Annotated in this window: 15 protein-coding genes and 2 tRNA genes; 12 read left to right on the top strand and 5 right to left on the bottom strand. The window is 34.5% G+C overall.

From position 1 onward, the window contains the following. Positions 1–776: 776 nt before the first annotated feature. Positions 777–1,406: a recombinase family protein gene (locus CDOMC_RS00445; protein WP_172126941.1), complete on the top strand. Its 630-nt coding sequence runs from the start codon at positions 777–779 to the stop codon at positions 1,404–1,406. An 824-nt stretch (positions 1,407–2,230) separates the two neighbouring features. Next, positions 2,231–2,527 (top strand): hypothetical protein, encoded by a 297-nt coding sequence (locus CDOMC_RS00440; protein ID WP_172126939.1) that lies wholly within the window; start codon positions 2,231–2,233, stop codon positions 2,525–2,527. A 321-nt stretch (positions 2,528–2,848) separates the two neighbouring features. Here CDOMC_RS00440 and CDOMC_RS00435 read toward each other — a convergent pair whose 3' ends face one another. The 3 genes from CDOMC_RS00435 to CDOMC_RS00425 form a co-directional block, all read right to left on the bottom strand. Further along, positions 2,849–3,211: a hypothetical protein gene (locus CDOMC_RS00435; RefSeq protein WP_172126937.1), complete on the bottom strand. Its 363-nt coding sequence runs from the start codon at positions 3,209–3,211 to the stop codon at positions 2,849–2,851. Positions 3,212–3,360: 149 nt separating this feature from the next. Next, entirely contained in the window at positions 3,361–4,911 is a 1,551-nt protein-coding gene (locus CDOMC_RS00430) for a tyrosine-type recombinase/integrase (RefSeq protein WP_172126935.1), read from the bottom strand. 120 nt (positions 4,912–5,031) lie between these two features. Further along, positions 5,032–5,108 (bottom strand) — tRNA-Met (locus CDOMC_RS00425). Between the two features lie 111 nt (positions 5,109–5,219). Between CDOMC_RS00425 and CDOMC_RS00420 the strand changes: the two genes are divergently transcribed. From CDOMC_RS00420 to CDOMC_RS00395, 6 genes are all read left to right on the top strand, one after another. Next, positions 5,220–5,308: transfer RNA gene (locus CDOMC_RS00420), tRNA-Ser, on the top strand. A 194-nt stretch (positions 5,309–5,502) separates the two neighbouring features. Further along, the gene (locus CDOMC_RS00415) at positions 5,503–6,732 is read left to right on the top strand and encodes a tyrosine-type recombinase/integrase (protein WP_172126933.1); all 1,230 of its coding nucleotides are present in this window, start codon (positions 5,503–5,505) and stop codon (positions 6,730–6,732) included. A gap of 206 nt (positions 6,733–6,938) precedes the next feature. Continuing rightward, complete coding sequence (locus CDOMC_RS00410; protein WP_172126931.1) at positions 6,939–7,172, top strand: hypothetical protein; 234 nt, start codon at positions 6,939–6,941, stop codon at positions 7,170–7,172. Further along, the gene (locus CDOMC_RS00405; RefSeq protein WP_172126929.1) at positions 7,169–7,831 is read left to right on the top strand and encodes a helix-turn-helix domain-containing protein; all 663 of its coding nucleotides are present in this window, start codon (positions 7,169–7,171) and stop codon (positions 7,829–7,831) included. Before CDOMC_RS00410 ends, CDOMC_RS00405 begins: the two co-directional genes overlap by 4 nt. Then, positions 7,812–8,129 (top strand): plasmid mobilization protein, encoded by a 318-nt coding sequence (locus CDOMC_RS00400; protein ID WP_172126927.1) that lies wholly within the window; start codon positions 7,812–7,814, stop codon positions 8,127–8,129. Before CDOMC_RS00405 ends, CDOMC_RS00400 begins: the two co-directional genes overlap by 20 nt. Continuing rightward, complete coding sequence (locus tag CDOMC_RS00395) at positions 8,123–9,112, top strand: hypothetical protein (RefSeq protein ID WP_172126925.1); 990 nt, start codon at positions 8,123–8,125, stop codon at positions 9,110–9,112. Before CDOMC_RS00400 ends, CDOMC_RS00395 begins: the two co-directional genes overlap by 7 nt. 221 nt (positions 9,113–9,333) lie before the next feature. On the opposite strand, the gene CDOMC_RS00390 is transcribed toward CDOMC_RS00395, so the two are convergent. Together CDOMC_RS00390 and CDOMC_RS00385 are read right to left on the bottom strand one after the other, a co-directional pair. Then, complete coding sequence (locus tag CDOMC_RS00390) at positions 9,334–16,119, bottom strand: calcium-binding protein (protein WP_172126923.1); 6,786 nt, start codon at positions 16,117–16,119, stop codon at positions 9,334–9,336. A gap of 58 nt (positions 16,120–16,177) precedes the next feature. Continuing rightward, positions 16,178–17,428 (bottom strand): ankyrin repeat domain-containing protein, encoded by a 1,251-nt coding sequence (locus tag CDOMC_RS00385; RefSeq protein WP_172126921.1) that lies wholly within the window; start codon positions 17,426–17,428, stop codon positions 16,178–16,180. A 174-nt stretch (positions 17,429–17,602) separates the two neighbouring features. On the opposite strand from CDOMC_RS00385, the gene CDOMC_RS00380 reads away from it, so the two are divergent. The 4 genes from CDOMC_RS00380 (at position 17,603) to CDOMC_RS00365 (ending at position 23,855) form a co-directional block, all read left to right on the top strand. Next, the gene (locus CDOMC_RS00380) at positions 17,603–19,066 is read left to right on the top strand and encodes a TolC family protein (RefSeq protein WP_172126919.1); all 1,464 of its coding nucleotides are present in this window, start codon (positions 17,603–17,605) and stop codon (positions 19,064–19,066) included. Then, complete coding sequence (locus tag CDOMC_RS00375) at positions 19,051–21,150, top strand: peptidase domain-containing ABC transporter (protein ID WP_172126917.1); 2,100 nt, start codon at positions 19,051–19,053, stop codon at positions 21,148–21,150. The genes CDOMC_RS00380 and CDOMC_RS00375 overlap by 16 nt, the downstream gene beginning before the upstream one ends. 9 nt (positions 21,151–21,159) lie before the next feature. Beyond that, positions 21,160–22,461: an HlyD family type I secretion periplasmic adaptor subunit gene (locus CDOMC_RS00370; protein WP_172126915.1), complete on the top strand. Its 1,302-nt coding sequence runs from the start codon at positions 21,160–21,162 to the stop codon at positions 22,459–22,461. 404 nt (positions 22,462–22,865) lie between these two features. Continuing rightward, entirely contained in the window at positions 22,866–23,855 is a 990-nt protein-coding gene (locus CDOMC_RS00365; RefSeq protein ID WP_172126913.1) for a hypothetical protein, read from the top strand. Positions 23,856–23,865: the final 10 nt, after the last annotated feature.

Genomic DNA, 23,865 nt, shown 5'->3' with positions numbered 1-23,865 from the left:
GCTACCAGTATAAGCAAGTACGGAGGATACTTGAGGCTACTATATAAAAATAAAGTTATCTCTATTAGTTATAAAATACAAGAGGGACTACGGGGCAAAAACAAATAATTCGCAATTTATATATGGTCTCTCAAATATTTTTATTATTTTTTATAGGATCTATTTAAAAAGTAATACAAAAAGCGATACACAATTTAACCTTTTATTTATTCTAAAAAGAGGTTATAATATACATTACAATTAACTATAGTATTGCTTTAAGTTACTTTAGTAAGCGATTTTTAGGGCTTTATGTGGATTGTTAATGGTGTCAAGAGAGAGACTTGAACTCTCGACCTCCGGCTTATGAGACCTAAAAATATTAACTAACAAAAATCTATGTAAGTGATACTTATTTGATTTTCATTGTATATTATAACATCATCTTAGTTAAAAAATATCTTAAAATGCGTAAGTATTAGTGCAACTGTGTTTGCTTAATGGCTTATAAAAAATAATAAAAATATTTGAGAGACCATATATAAATTGCGAATTATTTGTTTTTGCCCCGTAGTCCCTCTTGTATTTTATAACTAATAGGACTTCCTCTATCTTATCAGCCATTAAATATCCTCCATGCTTCCTTATGCTAGGCAGCACTTCAGTAGTCACCAGTTTATTAACTCTTAATCATCGTTATATCTTAGTTTATTTATTAAGTCTTATACTTGACATTGTATTAATAATATGATATAGTTTCACCTATAGAATACATTAAGACTTAATAAGGATTAACTATGGCAACTATAGGCTATATTAGGGTTTCAACTGATAGTCAAGTTACAAGCAATCAAAAGAGCGAAATACTTAGCTATGCTTTTGACAAGGGCTTAAAAGTAGATAGGTTTATAGACGTTATACTAAGCTCACGTAAAGACACCATAAGCAGGCGTATAGATGAGCTTATAGCATCCGTAGCCCCTTGTGATATAGTTATAGTGTCTGAGTTATCAAGGCTAGGGCGGTCTACACAGGAAGTCTTACAGACTATAGATAGGCTTATGACCGCTAAGGCTGAGCTACATATAATTAAGCAGGCTATGGTAATTAATCCAAACAATAAAGATGACTTTGCCTCTAAGGCTCTTGTAACCCTTTTAAGCCTATTTAGTGAGCTAGAGCGGGACTTAATAAGCCAAAGGACTAAGGAAGCCCTAAAGGTTCGTAAGGCTCAAGGGGTTAAACTAGGTAAGCCTAAGGGGTCTATTCAAAAATCTAAATATGATGAGCACAAAGACAGGATATTAGAGTTATACGGATTAGGGCTATCACTTAATAAAATAGTAGATAACCACTTAAAGCCTGTTATGGGCGGTTGTAGTGTCGTAAGTCTTAGCCATTATCTAAAGAGTAGGAAGCTGATATAATACCGACCTTTAGCCATCCTTCTGTGTCCCTTTGTATATCTCATTAAAGCCTTAGACACCCTTCAATATGCCTAGACAATCATAACTAACTAATATAATAATTATTACTTTAAGATTTCTATAAACAGTCTCTGCAGAGCCCTAAAAATACGTATCAAATTGCCTGTGCCCTACTAAGGGGAAGGGAAAGGATAAAGTAGAGCTAAAGAAATACTATAGTAATACTTAAGGAATACTATAGGTATGCTTAAAGTAGAACTATAGATGACTTAAGATGAGCTATAGAGACACTATTAAGAATAATAATATAATATATAACTATAAGAGATACTATAGGAATACTTTAAGTATAACTGTAAGATTGCTAAAGATACAGTATAGGTTATAACTATAGATATTACTTTAGGTATGACTTACAGTAAGGCTTAAAGGACAGCTATAACAATCCTAGTGTTGATTATTTATAATATATCCCTACACATAAACTAATAACAAGACAATCCAAGTCAATTAGATGCCTTGCTTGGTTTGTCATTAATAACATACTCCTATATATTCTTTTAAGTGGCATAAGAGAGGGTTACATAGGTGGTCTTTTACAAGGCTACCTATTTGCTCGTAGGGCTAAAAGTTCCTTCATACCGCCCATCTATGGAGAAGGACAGCTAAGACCGGTTATAGGTATTCTTTAGGTGATGCTATATGATAACTCTTGTCGTATGACCTAAGGTATATTACTTTGAGCACAGCCCTATAATTGGCTAAGGTTGGCTATAGAAAGCTTAGGACTACATTTAAGCACAGCTAAAAGGATATAAAAAGAGATGATAACATTGACCCCACTACCACAAGCAGCTTTACATGATGATGTGATATTTATGATAGAGAATATAGCACGCTATAGGACTATAAAAGACCCTACTAACTATAAAGATATGCTTATACAGCTGGCTAATAATAAGGCTTTACCGTGCAATACTTTAGAGTTTAAAGCAGATGACAATAACCCCGTATTTATTGAAGTTGATATACAAAAGTTAAGTAACTTACTAGGGTGGCTTCTTTTAATAGCTGATAGGGATAAAATTAATCTAATGAATAATAAAGCACCTATTAAATGACAACTTCTAATTAATAATGAAAGTGCACACGCTTACAGATCATAGGGTTTGTAAGCTCATAACAAAATCTAATTATAGGTAATCCTAAAGGACACTCAAAGTTCCTAAAGGCTACCTATATTTTTCTTATTTAGTATTCCTTATATTATTCCAAATATTAAAACCCTAAATACTCCTTTAACTATTCCTAAACTTCACTTATTATAAACTTAAATTACACACTAACCATTCTTACTAAAGTGTCTTTGTAACCTTCTGCTTATCTTGTCCGTATTTACGTTTTGGCGGACTACTCCGCAACTATATACTATTGCCTTTAATCTATCTATCTATTGTTATATTACCCTGTGCTACACCCCCTTTTTTATGATATATATAATAACCTGCTTTAGCCTCTATAGCTTCCTCTGATGGAGCATCTTGCACCCATAGTCTAGTCTTATCATCACAATAACTAGCCATGTCAAATATATGCCCCATCTTGTCTGTTACTTCCTCTGATAGCTCATCAAGCATCCTTTTAAGCTTAGGAAACTTTTCAATATCCTCTATAAATATCTCAAAAGGCTTACCTCTCATATTAATAACACTTCCTACACATAAAGCCCCACTATCTGAAAGTGTCAAAGACAACTCATATTTACCTCCAAAGGCTTCTGCCTGTGTGTATAGGTCTAACTTCATTTCTATCTCCTTTATTTTATTAAATATTTAAAAACGTTCATAAGCATACCTAAGAAGCTCTACAATCAATTTTAGACACTTAGAGCCACCTAATATTCCTTTAGCCTAGTTCGTTCAACCTTGAGCCTATTAGAGCCATTACTAACATATTAAGGAAACTCTATTGTGTCTATAGCCTCCTTAAGTGTTGCTACAGGATACCTTCCTGCATACCTACCAAATGTCATACCGCCATGTGTATGCCCCATAAGCTCTGCTATAACTTCTTGCTGTATGCCTTTATACTTTAAGATGGTTGCGAAGCTGTGCCTAAGACTATATAAGACCTTACGGCTGTCATCTGATATATGCTCTCTTATTAGTTTGTTAATAATCTTACTAGCCTGCTGTGAGTATGATAGCTCTTTAATTAAATCTGTATCTACACAACCATGGACTGGTATCACTCTATGACTGCTCTTAGTCTTTAGCTTTATGTCTCTAGCTGTTAGGTCATAAACCCTTATGCCGTCTATTTCTTTAATCTCACACTTATAAACTTCTGATAGTCTCATGCCACTTGTATATAAAATCTTAACTAAGTTCTGTATAGGTTTATTATCAGCCAGTAAGTCTATAAGCTTTAAGACCTCATCAAGATCTAGCGGTAATCTCTCATCCAGTGCATTAGTGTTTGATGTGATGCTAACTTGCTGTGCTATAGCTCCGCTTATCCAGCCCTTAGAGTTGCAATAGGTATAAAATGATTTAATCCATTTAACCTGCTTTGCTACTGTGCTTAGGGATATTGTGTCAGCTTCTGGTATCTCACTCTCTAAAATCTGACTAATAGGCATATCTCTATACTTTTGTATGTTACGTTTAGGGAGTGCTTTTAGTATGTCTGCAATGTCTAAGACATCCTCTAGGGTTGTGTCTGCTATATCTCTACTAGTGTCTAAAACCTCCATTAAGACATCAGTTAAAAAGTTAGTTACGTCCCTTATTTGCCCTGCTGAGGTTCTGTCATTAGTTCTAATGCGTTTATAGTGTGCTAGGTATGCCTCTAGGGCTTCTTTATTTGTTACTATAGGCTTCTTAGGTTCTAGTGTATGAGAGCTTAAGCTAACACTATTGAATAACTTATTAATAATAGTGGCTGGTTGCTCTGGTATGTTTCCTCTGCCTCTTTGGGCTACTTCCTCTAATATTAATATCCAAGCGTGCATTAGATAATAACTAAGTAATTTATAGCCGTCTGATGCCTTATCTATAGCTATGCTGTTTTGCTCTAATAGTTCGTCTGCACAGCTTTTAACTAGGCTATAGTCAGCATTGCTTAAAGCTTCTGTATACTCACTTATAAAAAAGTTTGCCATAGAAGCACTGGCAAGGGCTGGGGTGTTCTCATAAAGCTCATCTTTATAAGCTGGTGTAAATACTATGCCTTGACCTGTCTTAGCTCTGTCTATTAAGTCCTGCTCTAGTGTTTCTGTGATAAACTTACTAACTAATTCTTGTATGTGGTGTTTTTCTAACATGCTACTAGCCTTTAATATTTGTTTGTATTTGGCAAATATTATAAGTGCTTTTAATTTAGCTTCGGCTTTATATCGCCCTAAAGATTTATTTATTTCTTTTTTATTGAAGTAGCTTTGCAGTTTAGGATTTATTCTAAATCTTATCTTGTAAATACCATGCTTACTAAATATTAATTTCACAATAAAATACCCTTAAAGTGTGTATCACTTTGTGTATTTGTTAGTAAATAAGTTGAATTTAAGTAGTAGCACTATAAGCTAGAGTTAGCTTACAATCCCATATATTTGGGGGATTTGCTCTGGTGTCAAGAGAGAGACTTGAACTCTCGACCTCCGGCTTATGAGACCAGCGCTCTAACCAGCTGAGCTACCTTGACACATATAGAAGAATTGCGAATTATATTACACGATTGCTTATATATAGATAAAATTATTTTTCTTATAAATTCTAAATTTATAAATTTTCTGCTAAAATCACTCTTTAAAATAGACAGGTGTCCGAGTGGTTGAAGGAGCACGCCTGGAACGCGTGTAAGGTTAATAGCCTTCGTGGGTTCGAATCCCATCCTGTCTGCCACTATTTAAATATTTCAATTCCAATCTTTTCTAAATCTTTCTTTTTAATCCCTAAAATACGCTATTTTGATATCATATACTTTCTATTGGACCTTAAAAAATCCTAAAACATGCTATAATTTTCCTATCGATTATGTATCACTATCTGTATCACTTAAAAAATGTATCACTAGTGATACAGAAAAAAGGACAAAAATGGCTACTTTAGGAACCGAAAAAGAGATAAAAGCGTTAATCGCTCCTAGTAGTGGTAAGGCTACTTATAGCATAAAAGGTCAAAAAGGCTTAAAGCTGTATCACTATTCTACGGGCGGTAAAATCTTTAAACTTCGCTACATGGATCAAAAGGGTAACCACACTACAAAGACTATAGGAGATTGGCAAGAAAAGGTTTACGGTATAGCAGAAGCCATTAAAGATTCACTACCTTATCTTAAAGAGCTTAGTGAGCATAATACACTAAAGCCTAATAAGATTAATAACTTCTCCGAGCTTTGGAGTTTATATAAAGAAGACGCTTTAAAAACTCAAACATTTAAATCGCTCCCCTCAGAGCTATCAAGATTTGAATATAATCTACTTGATCTTATCAAGAATGTTAGTATAGAGGAGATGAATAGTTCAAGAGTAGCTACTCCCATATTTTTAAATGCCTTAAAGAGTCTTCAAACAATAGGCAATCCAAAGAGTGATACAGTTAAAAAACTACTAAATAGACTAAATCAGGTATTTGACTTTGCAGTAATTAACGGCCATATTGAAAACAACCCTACTAGAATACTATCTAGAAACTTTGAAAAGAACTTCATAAAGGTAGCTCCTATTCCAAGAAAGGCTATAACCGATATAGATAAGTTTAAAACTCTAATATCTAGCATTAATGAGTACTGGGGAGATGTAAATGTGCTTAGCTGTATGAAATGGACTATGCTTTACGCTCTTAGACCTAGCAACGCTAGACTTGCTAGATGGGAAGATATTAATATGGATAAGAAAGAGTGGATAATAAAAGCTGATGACATGAAGATGAAAGAGGAATTTGTTATTCCCTTAACCGATACGGCAATAGAACTTTTAAAAACAATTCCAAGCTATACTATAAAACAGGGTTATCTATTTAGAGGAGCTAAACACAATGCGCCCATAAGCGACAACTCTATGAGAATGGGTCTTAAAAGGCTTGGGTATGATGGTGAGATGGATATGCACGGCTTTAGATCTAGCTTTAGAACAATAATTAGCGAATTAAACTACACTGAAAAACTTGGATTTAGTGAAGGGGTAATGTCACTTTGCATAGACCATAGATTTAGGAAGACTATTAAGAGTGACGAGAGCTATCATAGAGCCAAATTCGAAAGCGGAAAAAGAGAAATTTTTGAATTTTGGCATGAAAAATTGAGAGAATTTGGTCTAAAAATTTAAAAAATAGATGCAATTATCAATTTTTTACTATATTTATATGATATATTTGCAAGTGCGATATTTTTAAAGTCTTTTATTTTTCTTAAACTATACTATTTAAGCTATTTATAAGCTAATTTATAATATAATAGCAAAGTTAATACTTGCATAAAATATTTTTTCATGATACAATTTCATCAAAAAAACGAAAGAGAGAAATTGTATTTATGAATATAGAAACAAATCTACTTACTCCACAAGACTTATTAAACGCTTTTGGTGTTCCTCTTCAAACTCAAGCAAAATGGCGTATGAAAAAAGGAGATGGGATAAAACTTCCGTATATTAAACTGGGCAGAAGAGTTTTTTACAAGAAAGATTCTATAGAAGCTCTTGTAAATAGTTTAGAAGTAAATTCTATCGCTTCAATAAATGCTAATACCATAAAGGATAAAAGATGATAGAGATAGCAGGTTTAATTCTATACACTCCAAAAGATATAGAAGATACATTGGGAATAAACGGTAGGATTCAGGCTAGGTATAGAAATAAAGGACTACTTCCTTTTAGAAAGATGGGATCATCGATATTTTATACACAAAGCGATATAAGAGACTTTTTGGAAAATACTAAGATATCAAGCGTAGCTATAAAAAGTGTAAAAAATAAAAAAGATAGATTAAATGAAGATGATGGGTGTAATGGCGACAAAGAAATTACTTCTGAAAAAGAATTTATCGTTAATGGTGAGGGCATTAAACATATACCCGACCAGCAAAACATCTACCATAATAAGAACACGAATCAGCCTCAAGAAGATAAGAGCGATATAAAAAGTAATACCGATACGCTAAGCCGAAATTCAAACCCTATTAAGATAAATCTAAACGATAGTTATTTGACGCGTGATATAGATGATATTAAAAGTAGTGGCATGAATAATGCGGAAAGTAGTAGCATGCAGCAGGCATCAGGTCATGTATTTTTGCTAGGTAATAATGCGCAGACCATGCAACATAAAGAGAATCCGAAATTTTTTAAAGACCTAGACGACACAAAGCTTGAAATACAATATGAAACTGATCAACAAGGATCTATAAATGAAACCAAAAGACAATAAAGATAAAAGAATATCTATTAGACTAACCGATAACGAAATGAATTCATTGGAAACTAAAGCGTCTTTGTACGGTTTAAACAAATCAGCGTTTACAAGACGCACTATCCTTCACTCCAAATCCCCTATCCATAAATTCGATAAAGACATAGTAGTTCAAATTTCAAGGATAGGGGCCAATCTTAACCAGATAGCTAGGCATGCTAATACAACTAAAAGCATAGACGCCATCGCCTTGAAAAACATTATGAAGATTAATAGCTCTATAAATAGTTTGTTAGATAAGGACAAGAAGTGTTAGTTAAGTTCTTTGCTAATAAACAAGGAGGAAGCGTATCGGGAATCAACTATCTTTTAAATCATAGAGTCAAAGATCAAACGGCTAGAGTTTTAAAAGGAGATGAGGCTATAACAAAAAATATAGTTTCAAACATAACCAAGAAACAAAAACTCTGTATGGGCTGTTTGTCGTTTGAAGAAAAAGATATCGATCTATCTTTAAAACAAACAATAATAGACGAATTTGAAACTCTTCTATTTGGAGATGAAGTTGCAATTGAGAAATTCAGAATTGTTAAATTTAAACAAAGCCTATCAAAAAGAGATAAAGAGCTTAACAGACTCAAATCAAAACTTAACAATGAAATACAAAAAAGAAACAACTGGCTTAAAGAGCAATCTTCAAGAGAGCCGAAAAGAAACTCGAGCATATCAGACATTATCAATGATACTATTTGTAGTGATAATTTTTCTATCGATATGCAGTTACAGCCTTTATTCACAGAACAAAAAACTCAAACAAACAAATCAAAATATGAAAACTTATATAAAACAAAATATAAGTGGCAACAAACAATAAACGATAAAACCAAAATCTTTACTACAAGGATGTATCATGACACTACTAGAGCAAGAGTTATTCAAAGAATTAGGGACAAGAGAGAAGCAAGAGAAAGAGAGAAAGGAGTTATTAAACAAGCTACTCAAAGAATTAGAGAGCTCACAGAAGACACAATCCTTATTGTTAGAGAATCAAAAGATCTTACTAAAAGAATTAAAGAATTTAAAGAAAGAGATAGATATGCAAAATTCTTCTCAAGAGCAATTCGAGCAATTATTGACTTCTTTGAGCAATCAGTTGCAAGCTGTTATAAAAGATCAAGAGAGCTTATCTCAAGAATTAATGCAATGGAGATAAAACAAAGAGATATAACAATGCTTGAAAGAGAAAACTATGATAAAGAGAGGCACTCAAATGACAAATTTGGGAGTATGGGTGTATGAATTGGACTAGAAACAGTGGATAGTATGATTGTGAATGTCTCTAAATTGGCAGTAGGCAATGGTTGGTAGTAATCAGATTAATGATTTGAATAGAATAGAAAAGTTAGGATTATAAGCAAAATAAATGAATATCGGTAATTTATTATAAAAATGCAAATTTGCAATATCAATGGAAACCATATAGTATCCATTGATATTTAAATGCAAATCAAGCCTAGTTTCTACCCATTCCATCCATTCATAACTATATTCATCATATCGTTATTGTTTCTTATAGTGTCGTGGTTGATGCTTGATATGCCGTTATCTTTAGCAAAGGCATTTATGTCTTGTATTATCTTATTGATCTGGGTATTGGTTATGAAATTTCCGTTATTTAGTTCTATCTTATCTATTTGATAAGATGGTGAGCTATTGTAACTAGATAGTGTAATAGTATCTTCATTGCTGTATTTTATAGATAGATTACTACCGTTAAGCATAAACGAGATATCCCTCTTACTTATCCCTTCTTTAAATTTAATAACATCCATTCTATCTTTGGAGTTGTCATTATTATATATAGTATCTTGTCCGTCTCCTCTACCGAATAGATAGATATCATTTCCGGCTCCTCCGTCAAGATTATCATTGCCAGCTCCGCCTTCTAGGATATCGTTGCCTTTATCGCCTTGAAGACTATCATTACCTTCGTTTCCGTAAAGGGTGTCGTCGTTATCACCGCCGATTAGCGTATCCTTGCCCTCATTACCGTAAAGGGTGTCGTTACCCGCTTGTCCTTCAAGCCTGTCATCGCCTTCGTTTCCGTAAAGAGTATCTTTGCCGCCTTGTCCGTAGATATAGTCATGAAGTTTACCGCCGTAAATAGTATCATCGGTGCTAAATCCGACAATAGTATTGTTTGCGGAATCTTGCCCGTTAAGAAGTTTAAGTTTTATGTCCTCCAAATTCAGTGAGGTTCCGTCGTAAAATTCTATCTTATTTATTCCGTAAGAGTTGTCCTCATTATAAAACATAGAGCTTACGGTTACAGTATCTTGTGTCTCTTTAATGCGAATGACTAAAGAGTTATTGCTATCCCTGGTAATTGTCAGATCGTTTTTTGATACTCCCTCTTTAAACCTAATAACATCCATTCTATCTTTGGAGTTGTCATTATTATATATAGTATCTTGTCCGTCTCCTCTACCGAATAGATAGATATCATTTCCGGCTCCTCCGTCAAGATTATCATTGCCAGCTCCGCCTTCTAGGATATCGTTGCCTTTATCGCCTTGAAGACTATCATTACCTTCGTTTCCGTAAAGGGTGTCGTCGTTATCACCGCCGATTAGCGTATCCTTGCCCTCATTACCGTAAAGGGTGTCGTTACCCGCTTGTCCTTCAAGCCTGTCATCGCCTTCGTTTCCGTAAAGAGTATCTTTGCCGCCTTGTCCGTAGATATAGTCATGAAGTTTACCGCCGTAAATAGTATCATCGGTGCTAAATCCGACAATAGTATTGTTTGCGGAATCTTGCCCGTTAAGAAGTTTAAGTTTTATGTCCTCCAAATTCAGTGAGGTTCCGTCGTAAAATTCTATCTTATTTATTCCGTAAGAGTTGTCCTCATTATAAAACATAGAGCTTACGGTTACAGTATCTTGTGTCTCTTTAATGCGAATGACTAAAGAGTTATTGCTATCCCTGGTAATTGTCAGATCGTTTTTTGATACTCCCTCTTTAAACCTAATAACATCCATTCTATCTTTGGAGTTGTCATTATTATATATAGTATCTTGTCCGTCTCCTCTACCGAATAGATAGATATCATTTCCGGCTCCTCCGTCAAGATTATCATTGCCAGCTCCGCCTTCTAGGATATCGTTGCCTTTATCGCCTTGAAGACTATCATTACCTTCGTTTCCGTAAAGGGTGTCGTCGTTATCACCGCCGATTAGCGTATCCTTGCCCTCATTACCGTAAAGGGTGTCGTTACCCGCTTGTCCTTCAAGCCTGTCATCGCCTTCGTTTCCGTAAAGAGTATCTTTGCCGCCTTGTCCGTAGATATAGTCATGAAGTTTACCGCCGTAAATAGTATCATCGGTGCTAAATCCGACAATAGTATTGTTTGCGGAATCTTGCCCGTTAAGAAGTTTAAGTTTTATGTCCTCCAAATTCAGTGAGGTTCCGTCGTAAAATTCTATCTTATTTATTCCGTAAGAGTTGTCCTCATTATAAAACATAGAGCTTACGGTTACAGTATCTTGTGTCTCTTTAATGCGAATGACTAAAGAGTTATTGCTATCCCTGGTAATTGTCAGATCGTTTTTTGATACTCCCTCTTTAAACCTAATAACATCCATTCTATCTTTGGAGTTGTCATTATTATATATAGTATCTTGTCCGTCTCCTCTACCGAATAGATAGATATCATTTCCGGCTCCTCCGTCAAGATTATCATTGCCAGCTCCGCCTTCTAGGATATCGTTGCCTTTATCGCCTTGAAGCGTATCGTTGTTGTCCGTCCCCTTAATGTATTGAGATTGCACCAATATTGATAGGCGACTATCGTCGCTAGATAGTGTCTTTAGGTTGCTATCCAAACTATTTTGCAAATTTGGCTTATACACGCTAGCTTGTCTTACTAAGCTTATAAGCTTTACGATATCCTCGTATTTTCCTCTAGAATATAGTTCTTTTATTTTTAAATTAAAATCATCAAATTTATATCCTAACGCGTTCGTTTCATGATTGTAGTACATATACTCCGTATCTATTACGTCCTTAAAAGCTACTTGTAGCTCTAAATTTGCATAAACATAATCTTCAAATTCTTGATAAAGATTATGTAACATATTTGCGACGGAACCTCTTGGATTTCTACCTTGACTTACATGAATAAATTCTTCTCCCATAAGAGCTTCATATACGCCAAGCTCCCTGGCATCTTTCATATCGCCTCTGCTGTTAATATCTATATTTTCCGTCTTTGTCCATTTAAAGATAATACTCTTTATCATAGATTTTCTAGCCGATTCGTCTTTAGAATCCATATAGTTGTTAACTAGATTTCTTAGATTGTAATCCTTCATCATAGCAGAATGAAGATCATATACATTACCTTTTGCTTCAAGATTAGGCATGTTAAGAATATCTTTGGATATTTGAATCTCGGCTTGAACAGTATCACTTAAATCCACTTCAAAATTCACATCATCGGCATTTGCTGTTGAGCCGTCTTTAAATCTAACTTTTGAAGTTTGTTTTATAGTATTTCCGGACATAAGTATGTTTACATTGGAGTAGTTAAGATCTATAGATTCTATTTGAGTGTCCGTTATACTTATAAGCTCCCCGTCCTCCGTTTTCGCATTAGAGTTAATATCTCTCCACAAGGATAGCTTTTGCCATATCAAGTCTTCTTCATCAATCTTGTCATCTTTATTGCTATCAAATTTCTTTAGCGCCTCAAAACCATTAGATGCGCTAGTCTCTCCAAACATCTCACTTCCATCATCTATAATGCCGTTGCCGTTCTTATCGTATGTTAAAAATGCATCCGCGTTACTTATCCATCCAGTAGCTTCTTTAAAGCCGTTTGCGTCGTGGTCGAAATTTAATGCCGGATTCAACTCAGTTAGTTTTACTCCGTCTTTGTTTAAATCTATTACAAGCGGATCATAGGTTCTTGGGTTTTGAGGGGGCTTTTTTCTATCATCATCCATGATAGTAAATCTTCCTCCTTTTTTTGGTACATGCACGGTCGTATTCGATGAGACCCAATATACGTTATGATAAAATTTACTATCCTCTTCGGGAATCTTATCATCAGACCATTTTGCAGCATTAAATTCTTGAGTGGTATCCCCTTTGCCTTTGAAATTCTTTTTACTTCCGCCTATCCATAAATCTATATATTCTCCATCTTTTAAAGATCTACTAATATTGACATGCCCTTGTATTTTTTCTGCCGCTTCCGCAGCTCCGGAGCCCTGAACGGATATGTCCACAGGCAGATCGTCATCCGTTACGCTTAGTGTTCCGCTTTTTATAACCTCTGCAGCTACTCCCTCCCCCTTGATAGATATAGGAGATATTAGATACTCTCTTATACGATCTGTATTAACTATAAAGTCTCCATTCCATCCAAAGCTACTTTGAACGGTTTGAACACCGGCAGTAAAGACTATCTCTTTAAATTTATCAAAACCTTTTCCTACTCCTGTCGGTATATACATAGTTACTTTTTCATCATCTTTTAGCGCATCGGTAAGAGTTATGTTGATGGTTGCGGTATTTTTATCGGCAGGATCGCCCTCTTGTCCAGATGCGTCTGATACCTCTATACCTATCTTTCTTTTTAAGTCTATATGCAGATCTTTATTTTTAAAGTTTTCTATAGTGATTGAATTGTTCGTAGAGTCTTGAGTAACGCTTAACTCTCTTCCATTTAATCGGTAAGTATATCCTCCGCCTTTATATACTTTTGAACCCGGCGAAGTCTCGACCCCTCCCGTTAAATAGTGATAGCTGTTATTAAACCAGACTTCCCCTTTGCCGTCGCTATCCATGATAGTATCGTTATTATGCACATAGTATTTATCGTACCCGCCTTCGCCTTCAAGCCTATCACCGTCATTATCAGAACCTGCGCTAAGGGTGTCGTTTCCCCCGCCACTTTTTATAGTGTCGGCTCCGTCTCCGGCGCTAATACTATCATTTCTATCTCCGGTAGTAATATTATCGCTATCTTTACCTGCGGTTATGGTGTTACTTCCGTCCATGTCGGTTATAGTATTGTTTCCGTCTCCCGCATGTATGTTATCATTACCTTCTCCACCGTCTATAGTATCGCTACCTTTGCCTGAGTATATATGATCATCTCCTTTGCCGCCATATATAGTATTGTCATCTGCACCGCTTTCTGCGGCAGAGCTATTAGAATTATCAGATGAAGCATATATATTATCGTTTCCGTCTCCACCGTGTATGGTATCGTTTCCGTCTCCTGCATAGATGATATCATCATCGCCTCCGCCGTAAATGATATCATCTCCGTCATATGTATAAATTTTATCTTTATTAGAACCGGATGACATAGATCCCGTCTCTATATCTTCGCTTAGATCATCCCCGTATACTATATCGTTCCCTTTGGTGCCGTATATGCTATCTTCTCCTGCTCCTCCTATCAAGACGTTTTGTTCATCGGAGCCGTTGTTACTTATATTATCGGTAGTAGCTCCTATTTGATTGCCTTTAGAGCTATTTCCCCCATAAATCGTATCGTTACCACTTCCGCCGTTAACCGTGTCGCTTCCGTCTCCTCCGTATAGAGTGTCGTTGCTTTCTCCGCCCTCTATAGTATCGTCTCCTTTGCCTCCATGTATGGTATCTTCGCCTTTATCGCCGTAAAGCTTGTCGTTATCATCTTCTCCATATATGGTATCGTTTCCGTCTCCTCCATAAAGTTCATCGTTTCCAGAGCCTCCGTATATAGTATCCTTATCATTTCCTCCATATACGATATCGTTCCCGCCTTTAGTACGGATAGTATCCTCACCGTCTTCACCATATACTATATCTTTAGTTTTTGAGCCGTGGATAGTATCGTTGCCTGAGCCCGAATGAACGGTATTTGTTCCGCTATCTTGATCGAATTTATCGTCTATGTTCGCATTGGTATAGATAGTATCGTTGCCTGAGCCTGTTGTTATTTTATCACCGCCAAGACCTGCTTCAATGTATGCGGTGCCGTGTCTACTAATTATAGTATCTGAATTTGAGTATCCGTAAATCGTTTTTAAATTAGACTGATATGAGGCTTCATATTTTCCGTCAACAAATGCGGTTAAATTTCCATGTATGCCGGTTTTTGTATATGCACCTCCTGATATACGTTTGCCGGTTTTAGTATCTATAAACATTTTATTGATATTAGCAGATATTCCTATATCTTTCTTTACGCTTACTTGAAAGAACTCCGCTCTATCATTTATATGACGATCAGAATACATCGATAGATCTTTAGTGTATTCATTGGAGCCTTTCGTGTCTCCTTCTAATACGTAGCCCACCAGATTGCTTAGGGCATGAGCGGCGGCTTGTTGAATTTCATCCTTATCGTTCTTTATATCGCTAGAAACCCTACTAGCATTAGCTCCGAAATTTCCATAGTAGTTAGCGATTAGCTTTTTTACTTTTGATGAACTAAATTTGATATGAGCCTCTTTATTATCATTTGGAAAGTCTATTCTTTTTAAGAAGGATATGATAGACTCATCGCCCTCCTGTGTTCTAAATTCAAAGGTATTTGCTTTACGGTCTTTATATTCCTTATAAAATACGACATCCGCATCGGAATTTGATCTATCCGTTGCTAGGATAACTCTATCCATATTCGGGTTATTTATATCAGATCCTATTGCTCCCCAATGAGAATTTAGTATGCTCTCATACTCTTTGGCATTATATATCACATATTTTTTCTCTTTTATCTGAGAGGAATTTATATCCTTATAGTCGATGTTCATTATATGATTGCTTGTTATTTCCTCTTTTATATTAATAAAAAAGCTAGCTGCAACTCCTATATATCCAGTTTTACTTACAACAAAGTCTAGAGCATCGCCGGCTATGGATTTAAATCCATACCACATCCGGTTTTTATCTATCTCGGGATATAGTCCCGAAGCCTCTCCTTTTTTGCCGTAAGTTGAGCCGTCATGGTTAAGTTCAAGAGCATTGATTTTTCCCTGATCCAGTAGGCTATTTATTACAAACCATTTACCGTCATGATAAAAGCCTACTTTCTTCTTAAGAGCCTGCCTAGCTTTTCTATCCGCCTCGTCGGCATCTTTTATACTGCTATCTACAGCATCTCCTAATAGCTTACTCATCAGATCCTCTACACTCTGAGCTATCTTTGAAGCATCTCTTTTATAGGCACCCTCTATAATGCCTTTAATACTCGGAGCATATTCATTAATCTTGTTTTTTATAAATTCATTTCGATTGAAATTTGACACTTTTACTCCTTAATGTTTTTAATTTTATTATAAATCGTATCGGTTGGATTTTTAAAGATCACCTCTTATGTGCTTCTTCCACTATCTTTTTTATCTCATCTGATGTTAATTTTTTGTATGGTTTTATTACGTACTCGGTTTGGTTATCTTTAAATATGATTTTATCTTTTTTGGAAGAAAATAAAACATCTTCTATTCTATTGGCTCTTGTATATTTATTGGTCCATTCAAAGAATACCTTTGTTTCATTAAAAGTAGAATTTGCGTCATAGCAATACTCTTGATGGACACTTCTTGTCAAATTTTCATATCTTAAATAATATGTTAAGTTATCATCTATAGTATATGCAGATAAAATACTAAGTATATATTGCTCATGACACCAATCATAAGCCTCTTTAAGCTCCTCTTTAGTAGGTTGTCCTACTACATCGTATTTTAAAAGAAGCTCAAGCATACTCTCATGGTTTGGAATCTCATCAAGCACATGATATACCGAACGCTCTACATTAGAGCCGTCTTTAATGCCGGGCAAGCCATCGATAGGTTCTTTGCTTAGTTTTGGGACATATCCGCTTTCTAGTATCATTTGAGCTAGTTCGATATAGTTACGAGAAACAACGTAGTCCATAGGGTGAATTGCATCTTTTGAGCGAGTATTTCTTATATGGTTTCTCTCAAAGATAATCTTTATATCATCTCCGTTTATTATCAGTTTATCTATTAAATTATAAAATGGCGGAGAGATATATCTTTGTATAGCCTTAACCTCTTCAAATTTAACCCCGCTATCTAAAAGCAGTTTAGCTGTCTTAGTTGAGTTGTTTTCAATAGCATAAGCTAAAGGACTTAGCTTATATCTATCCGTTGCTCTTATATTAGCTCCTAAGTTTATAAGCTCTTTGGCAGTTATATCATCGTCATAAAATGAGCTATACATCAAAGGAGTAAGATTGTATGTCATGTTTACGTCAACGCTTAAATTATTATCCTTGATAAAGTTTAAAACACCCTTTGTATCTTTTGCTTTTAAAAGAAGTCTTAGTTTTTTAAATGTCTCGTTTTCCGTTTGGTGTTTATTAGTGTATTGTATCTCATCATCTATATCCCAATATCTAAATGCAAAATCATCTATCTCTTCTTGTGTTACAAATTTAGCTAGCTTGGAATTCGGATCTATCTTGGTATCTTGGGTTATGGTGAAATTTGACTTCTTTGAACTAAATTTAATATCAGAAAGATAAAAGATGGATAAAAGAGCTATGATGGATATTGTAATGGAGATTAGGATGTATCGCAAGCGAAACAAAGAATACTCCTATCAGATAAAATATTAAATTAAAATATGTGATATTCTATCTCAATATAATTTAAGATATATTTAAAATATGTTTTAATAATAGCTTTAATAATTTAATCAGTTTTTAAGCCTTTAGCCCTTAGAATTATAAGCAATTTGGATAGTTTAATAAAAGAGGTTTTGGTGAGGGCGATATTGATTTTATCTATTTTTTCTATATGCGCCTTTTGTAAAACATACTCTTTAAAAGAGCTGATGATCTCTCTTGAAACTACCAATCCATCTATCATCTCTTCTCGTCTTCAAACCATGTTAGCCAATGAAGAGTTAATAGGAGTAAAATCAGCTTTTTATCCCAGACTTAGTATCGGTGCAAATTCTGAGTACTCTAAAAAATATTCTAATCTCAATGCTTCATACATAGGAGATGAGAGTCTGGTTAATTCATCGGGATTTGCAAGTTCTCTTTCTTTAAAGCTAAACTACGAGCTTTATAAATTTAACGCTACTTCTTTAAATGTAGAGGCAAGCAAAGAGAAGATAAGAAGTCTAAACTATAAAGAGTGTGATATAGTAAATGAAGCCAAACTTAAGCTGCTTGAAATTTATCACAAGATACTTGACTACAGAGAAAAGATAGGCCTTTATAACAAGCTAAAAGAGGTATATAAAGAAATTTACGAACTATCTAAAAGGCTTTATGAAGCAGGCGATATACAAAAAACACTTCTTGCAAATAGAGCTATTGAACTAGTTGAAGTAGATGATATACTAATCAATCTAAAAAAGCAAAGCGAAGAGCTACTTAGTGAAATATCAAATTTAAGCGGAATAGATATAAAAAGCAGCGATGAGCTAGATGCTTTGCCTAGCGCAAATTTAAACTCTTTTAATTCATATAACTCATTAAATTTAGATTTAAATTCACCTTTGTATTTAGAGGCAAAAAGCTTAAATAAAAACCTAAATGATCATAATTCATCATCTTTAGACTCTAGCTTAAATTTAGATATGTCTTTAAGCACCAATTCTCTTAATTTAAATAAAAATATAGACTACTCCTTTCCCTCTTTTGAACAAACGGCTAAGGCTAAAGAGCTAAATGCGCTAATAGCCAGCAAACAACTAATATATGAAGCCAAAAAGAAAGATTACTTTCCTGCGGTTTATCTATATGCCAAATATGATTTTTATGGAGATGATAAGGATAGCTTAAGAAGATCAATTGACGATACTCAAAGAAACGGATATAGGATAGGACTTAGTATATCTTATAATCTCTTTGACGGCTTTAGTAGAGAGTCCGAGATAAAAAGCGCTCTTATAGAGGTAAGCCTTGCTAAAGAGCAGTTTGAAGAGGCAAGAAGAGAGTATGAAAAAGATATTAGAAATTTAAAATATGATTTACATAGCGCTAAAGATAAGATTAAAACATCTTTGGATCTAAAGGATAACTCAAGCGAGCTTTTAACTATGAGCAAAAGACTTAACAAAAGTGGAGAGGCTGAAAAACTACTTGTATATCAAAGCATGATCAAACATCTTGAAAACACCATCAAATTTAACGAAAGCTTGCTGGCTAAAAATATGCTTGATATAAAATATGAGCTTACGCTAACAAGGGCAAATAGTTGCAAAGCGCTTTAAGAAGTTTAGAGATAGTAGCTCATCTAAATAATGTTGCGATTGATTCAAGAGCTATAATAAGAGATTATGCTTTAAATTCCACTCCTACAATAGAAGAGCTAGTAAGAATAGCAAAAGACAAAGGCTTTAAGGCTAAGATTAAAGAGTTTAGCTTTAAAAACCTTTTAAACTATCCTCTGCCTTGCATAGCTATAGATAATAACGGGCAGTATTTTAATATACTAAGAGTTGATGAGGAAAAAAGAGAGCTTTTAGTCTTTAAAGATAAAAACGAACCTTATATAGTTAAATTTGACGAGATTATCTCTAGTGTAAATAAAAAAATGATCATCTTAAAGCATAAGCTTTTAAACGATAGGATTAAATTTGGCTTTGGATGGTTTTATGCAAGGATGCTTCATTATAAAAAGATAGTAGGCGAAATTTTAATAGCCTCTTTTATTATTCAACTATTTGGACTAATAACCCCTTTATTTACTCAAGTAGTTCTTGATAAGGTCTTGGTTCATCACTCCCTTAGCACTCTAAACGTTATAGCCATAGCATTTTTAGCGGTTATTATATTTGAGATGCTAATAAGCCTTAGTAGAAACTATATATTTGCCCATACTACCTCTAAGATCGATGCAAGACTAGGTTCGCTACTGTTTGACCATCTAATCAAACTTCCCATGATCTACTTTGAAAACAGAAAGGTAGGAAATATAGTCGCTCGTGTTAGAGAGCTTGACAGCATAAGAGAATTTATAGCCAATAAATCAGTTACCGTCTTGCTTGATATACTCTTTAGCGTAGTATTTGTAGTTATGATGCTGTTTTATAGCGTAAAGCTAACTTTAACGGCTATATTTTTCGTAACTATAATAGCCACTCTTTACTTCTTTGCCACCCCAAGGCTTAGAGCCAGACTTGAAGAGAAGTTTCAAATGGGTGCTAAATCAAACTCCTATTTAGTAGAATCAATCACGGGCATAGCTACGGTAAAATCTTTAGCCATAGAAGGAAGCATGCAGCGTCTTTGGGAGGATTTTTTAGCCAAATACGTAAAGTCAAGCTTTGATCTTTCAAATCTATCAAATATCCTTTCAGGTATTGCAAACGCGCTTCAAAAACTGATGACCTTAGCTATACTCTATCTTGGAGTAGGACTTGTCCTTGAAAACAAACTAAGCGTAGGCCAATTAATAGCTTTTCAGATGTTTGCCGGGCAATTTAGCACTCCTATTATGAGGCTGGTCGGGCTTTGGAATGAATTTCAACAAGCTCTTTTAAGCGTAGATAGATTAGGAGATATACTAAACACTCCAAAAGAGCAAGAAAACGATAAGGCCCTTACTCTTAGCTCCTTAAACGGAGAGGTTAAATTTGATAAAATTTCTTTTAAATATAGTCCCGACTCTCCCGTAGTTTTAAAGGATTTTAGCCTGCAAGTAAAGTCAGGAACCAGTATAGGACTGGTAGGAAGAAGCGGAAGCGGAAAGAGTACGGTAACCAAACTTCTTCAAAGATTATATTATGCAAACGAAGGAGCTATCTATATAGACGGAGTTGATATTAGACATATGAATCCCTCTTGGCTTAGACAAAACATAGGCGTAGTTTTGCAAGATAGCTACCTGTTTAGCGGAAGCATTAAAGAAAACATAGCCTTTTCTTATCCTAGCGCTTCGATGGAAAGGATATTGCAAGCTTCAAAGATAGCAGGAGCCGATGAGTTTATAAGCTCTCTTCCAAAAGGATATGACACTTTAGTAGGCGAAAGAGGCTCATCTTTAAGCGGAGGGCAAAAACAAAGAGTAGCTATCGCAAGAGCGATACTTGGAAATCCTAAAATATTAATATTTGACGAAGCTACATCAGCCCTTGATTATGAAAGCGAAAAGATAATATCAAACAATATGGCATCTATTAAAAAAGATAGAACTATGTTTATAGTAGCTCATAGATTAAGCACCGTTAGGGATTGTGATGAGATCATAGTTTTAGATAAAGGCATGATAATAGAAAGAGGAGATCATAAAAGCTTAATGGAGCTAAAGGGGTATTACTACTTTTTAAATAGCCAACAAGAACAAACCGCTTAAAGGAGCCTCTTGAAAAATAGACAAGACGATACTCACGAATTCAAACCCCTTTTAATAGAGATAGAAGATCGCCCCTTAAACCCCCTTGGAAGAGTTATCCTTTATCTTATGATGGCGGTTATAGTATTTGGCACATCTTGGCTGATACTTGCTAAGGTAGATGTAGTAGTAAGCGCGCAAGGTAAAGTCATACCAAGCGGAGAGATAAAGATACTAAAGCCTCTTGAAAGCGGAGTGGTCTCAAAGATATTCGTTAAAGACGGAGATAAAGTTAAAAAAGGCGATATCCTTATACAGATAGACCCAACCGTAACGGATGCTTCACTAAGTAATAAACAAGATGATCTAAAAGTAATTAATTCTGACATCTTGCTATTTAACGCCTTAATAAACGAACAAGAGTTAAGCAAAGAAGAGCTTGCCAACTTAAACATATCTCAACTGAATTTATACACCAGTCAAAAAGAGATACTTAAAAATACTTATGAGAGTAATGAAGCCAAGATTGAAGCTGCAAATTTGGATATAAAAACTCAAAAGGCAGAACTAAGCAGAGTAAAACTTCTACTTAGCAAAGAAGAGGCTACAAAGAAAAGACTTCAAAGCGTTTTAGACATAATAGCTAAAAAAGAGTATGACGAAGTAAATAAAAATATCATAAATTTAACCGAACAAAACAGCATGGCTAAATTTAAACTAGATGAAGCGGATAAAAAGCTAAAAGAGATAAAAGAGCAGAGTAAAACCCTTATAAAAGAGCTAAAGTCCAAATGGATAGAAACATCATTATCAAAAGAGAGAGAAAGAAGAGAGCTAAGCGCTCAAATAGATGCGATACTCTTTTCAAACAAAACTCAACAGATCAAATCTCCAACTGACGGCTACGTAGGAAAGCTGCTTATCCATACCGAAGGAGGAGTAGTAAATCCAAACGATAATCTTATATCTATAATACCTTCCGATGTTCCATTAGTTATCAAATCAAGCGTCTTAAATAAAGACATAGGCTTTTTAAAAGTAGGTCAAGAAGTAGCTATCAAGATAGATACCTTTAGCTTTCAAAAGTATGGTCTACTTCAAGGAGTGATAACCCATGTAAGTAATGATGCCATAGAAGATGAAAAGCTAGGGCTTATATACGAGATACAAGTAAAACCAAAAAGCTTAGAGATAAAAGTAGACGGAGAGATGAAAAAACTAGACATTGGAATGAGTGTAATAACAGAGGTAAAAGTAGGCAAAAGAAGAGTGATAGAACTATTTATCTACCCTATCATCAAATACCTAGATGAAGGGCTTAGTGTGAGGTGAGAGAGTAAAACTTCTAGTAAATTTAGCTTAATTTAAAAAATAAATTTATTTTAAATATATCTTAAATTATATTGAGATAGAATATCAGATAGTTTAATTTAATATAACATTAATAGCACAAACTATAAAAAGGATAAATAAATTTGAGAGATTATGATAAAGAGCCGTATAGTGATAAAGGATTTCGGAAGATTTTATAATTTATTTGCGTATACTTGCATATAGTTACAAAAGATCTTCTTAAACTAAATACTTGGTTGATAAAAGATTGGTTGCCTAGAATACAAAGTTTAATATAAAATCAAATATATAATTAATATTTTTAATTATATTTAAGACTATCAAGTTAGAATCATTGAAAGTAATTTTGAAAATATAAAAATAAAAGAGTTATATAAAATACTATGGAACTAAACACAAATGAAATAAAAACACCAAGTAGAAAAAAGACTTTTAAAAACATCCTAAAAATAGCTTTAATAGTCTTAACAATAGGACACACGGGAATGTATATAGCCCAGAGGAGCGAGTGGCTATACAAAGATCAACCATACAGAAAAGCAAAAGAGTGGCTAATAGGCGCAAATTTTATGATGGTGTATGGCAATTTTCTAACCAAACTCCCTTTCATAGACGAAAAAAGCTTTATCATTCAACCTGTACTTGCTTTGCAGGATTATTTCATAAAAAGATGGAAAGAAAATCTGCCAAACGACGATGCAGAGAAATACACGGACTGGTATGTTTTTAGATTGATGATGTATATCGCCTCCGACCGCATTTATCTGTTTATAAAGTACAATATGGACGAAGTCAAAAAAATAAATGAAAAAGCATGGGAAACTATAGAAAATATGGTTAAATATGAAGCCAAAGACAAGATGTTTCAAGAGATTAGATATGCCGCTTTTAATAACTCGTCCGTTATTTTTGCAAAAAACGTACTTGTGAATTGGTCTAATATAGAAAACAAAAACGGGCGCAAGTTGGTAAATATAAAAACCGAAATGAAATTGCAAGACGTGAAACAGCACGAAAGGCTCATAAAACTGCGCGAATATATAAAATATATGAATACGCTTTACTCCTCAAAATATCCCGAAATCTATGATAAAGCCAAAAAGGCCGAAGCGGCTGAGTATTATGAAAACGCAAGGCTACACTCCATCGTAAGCCAAATTTTACACTGGCAAATACTCACGAATGAATACGCAAATATAGACAGTTTTTGCCAAACAGATAAAAACGAATACTTAAAAGATTACACTAAAACTAAGGATTGGCTGGTAAAAAATAAAGAAGATTTGGACAAATACAATATAAATATTTATACGACCGTAATAAGATCGGTGGACGATAAGATAAAAGAAGTTTGTGAAGATTTAAAATTTTAATCAGGAGTAA

The sequence above is a fragment of the Campylobacter sp. RM16192 genome, assembly GCF_004803855.2.
Lineage (GTDB): Bacteria > Campylobacterota > Campylobacteria > Campylobacterales > Campylobacteraceae > Campylobacter_A.
The sequence above is the reverse complement of the archived record's forward strand: the minus strand, read 5'-3'. Positions and strand labels throughout refer to the sequence as shown.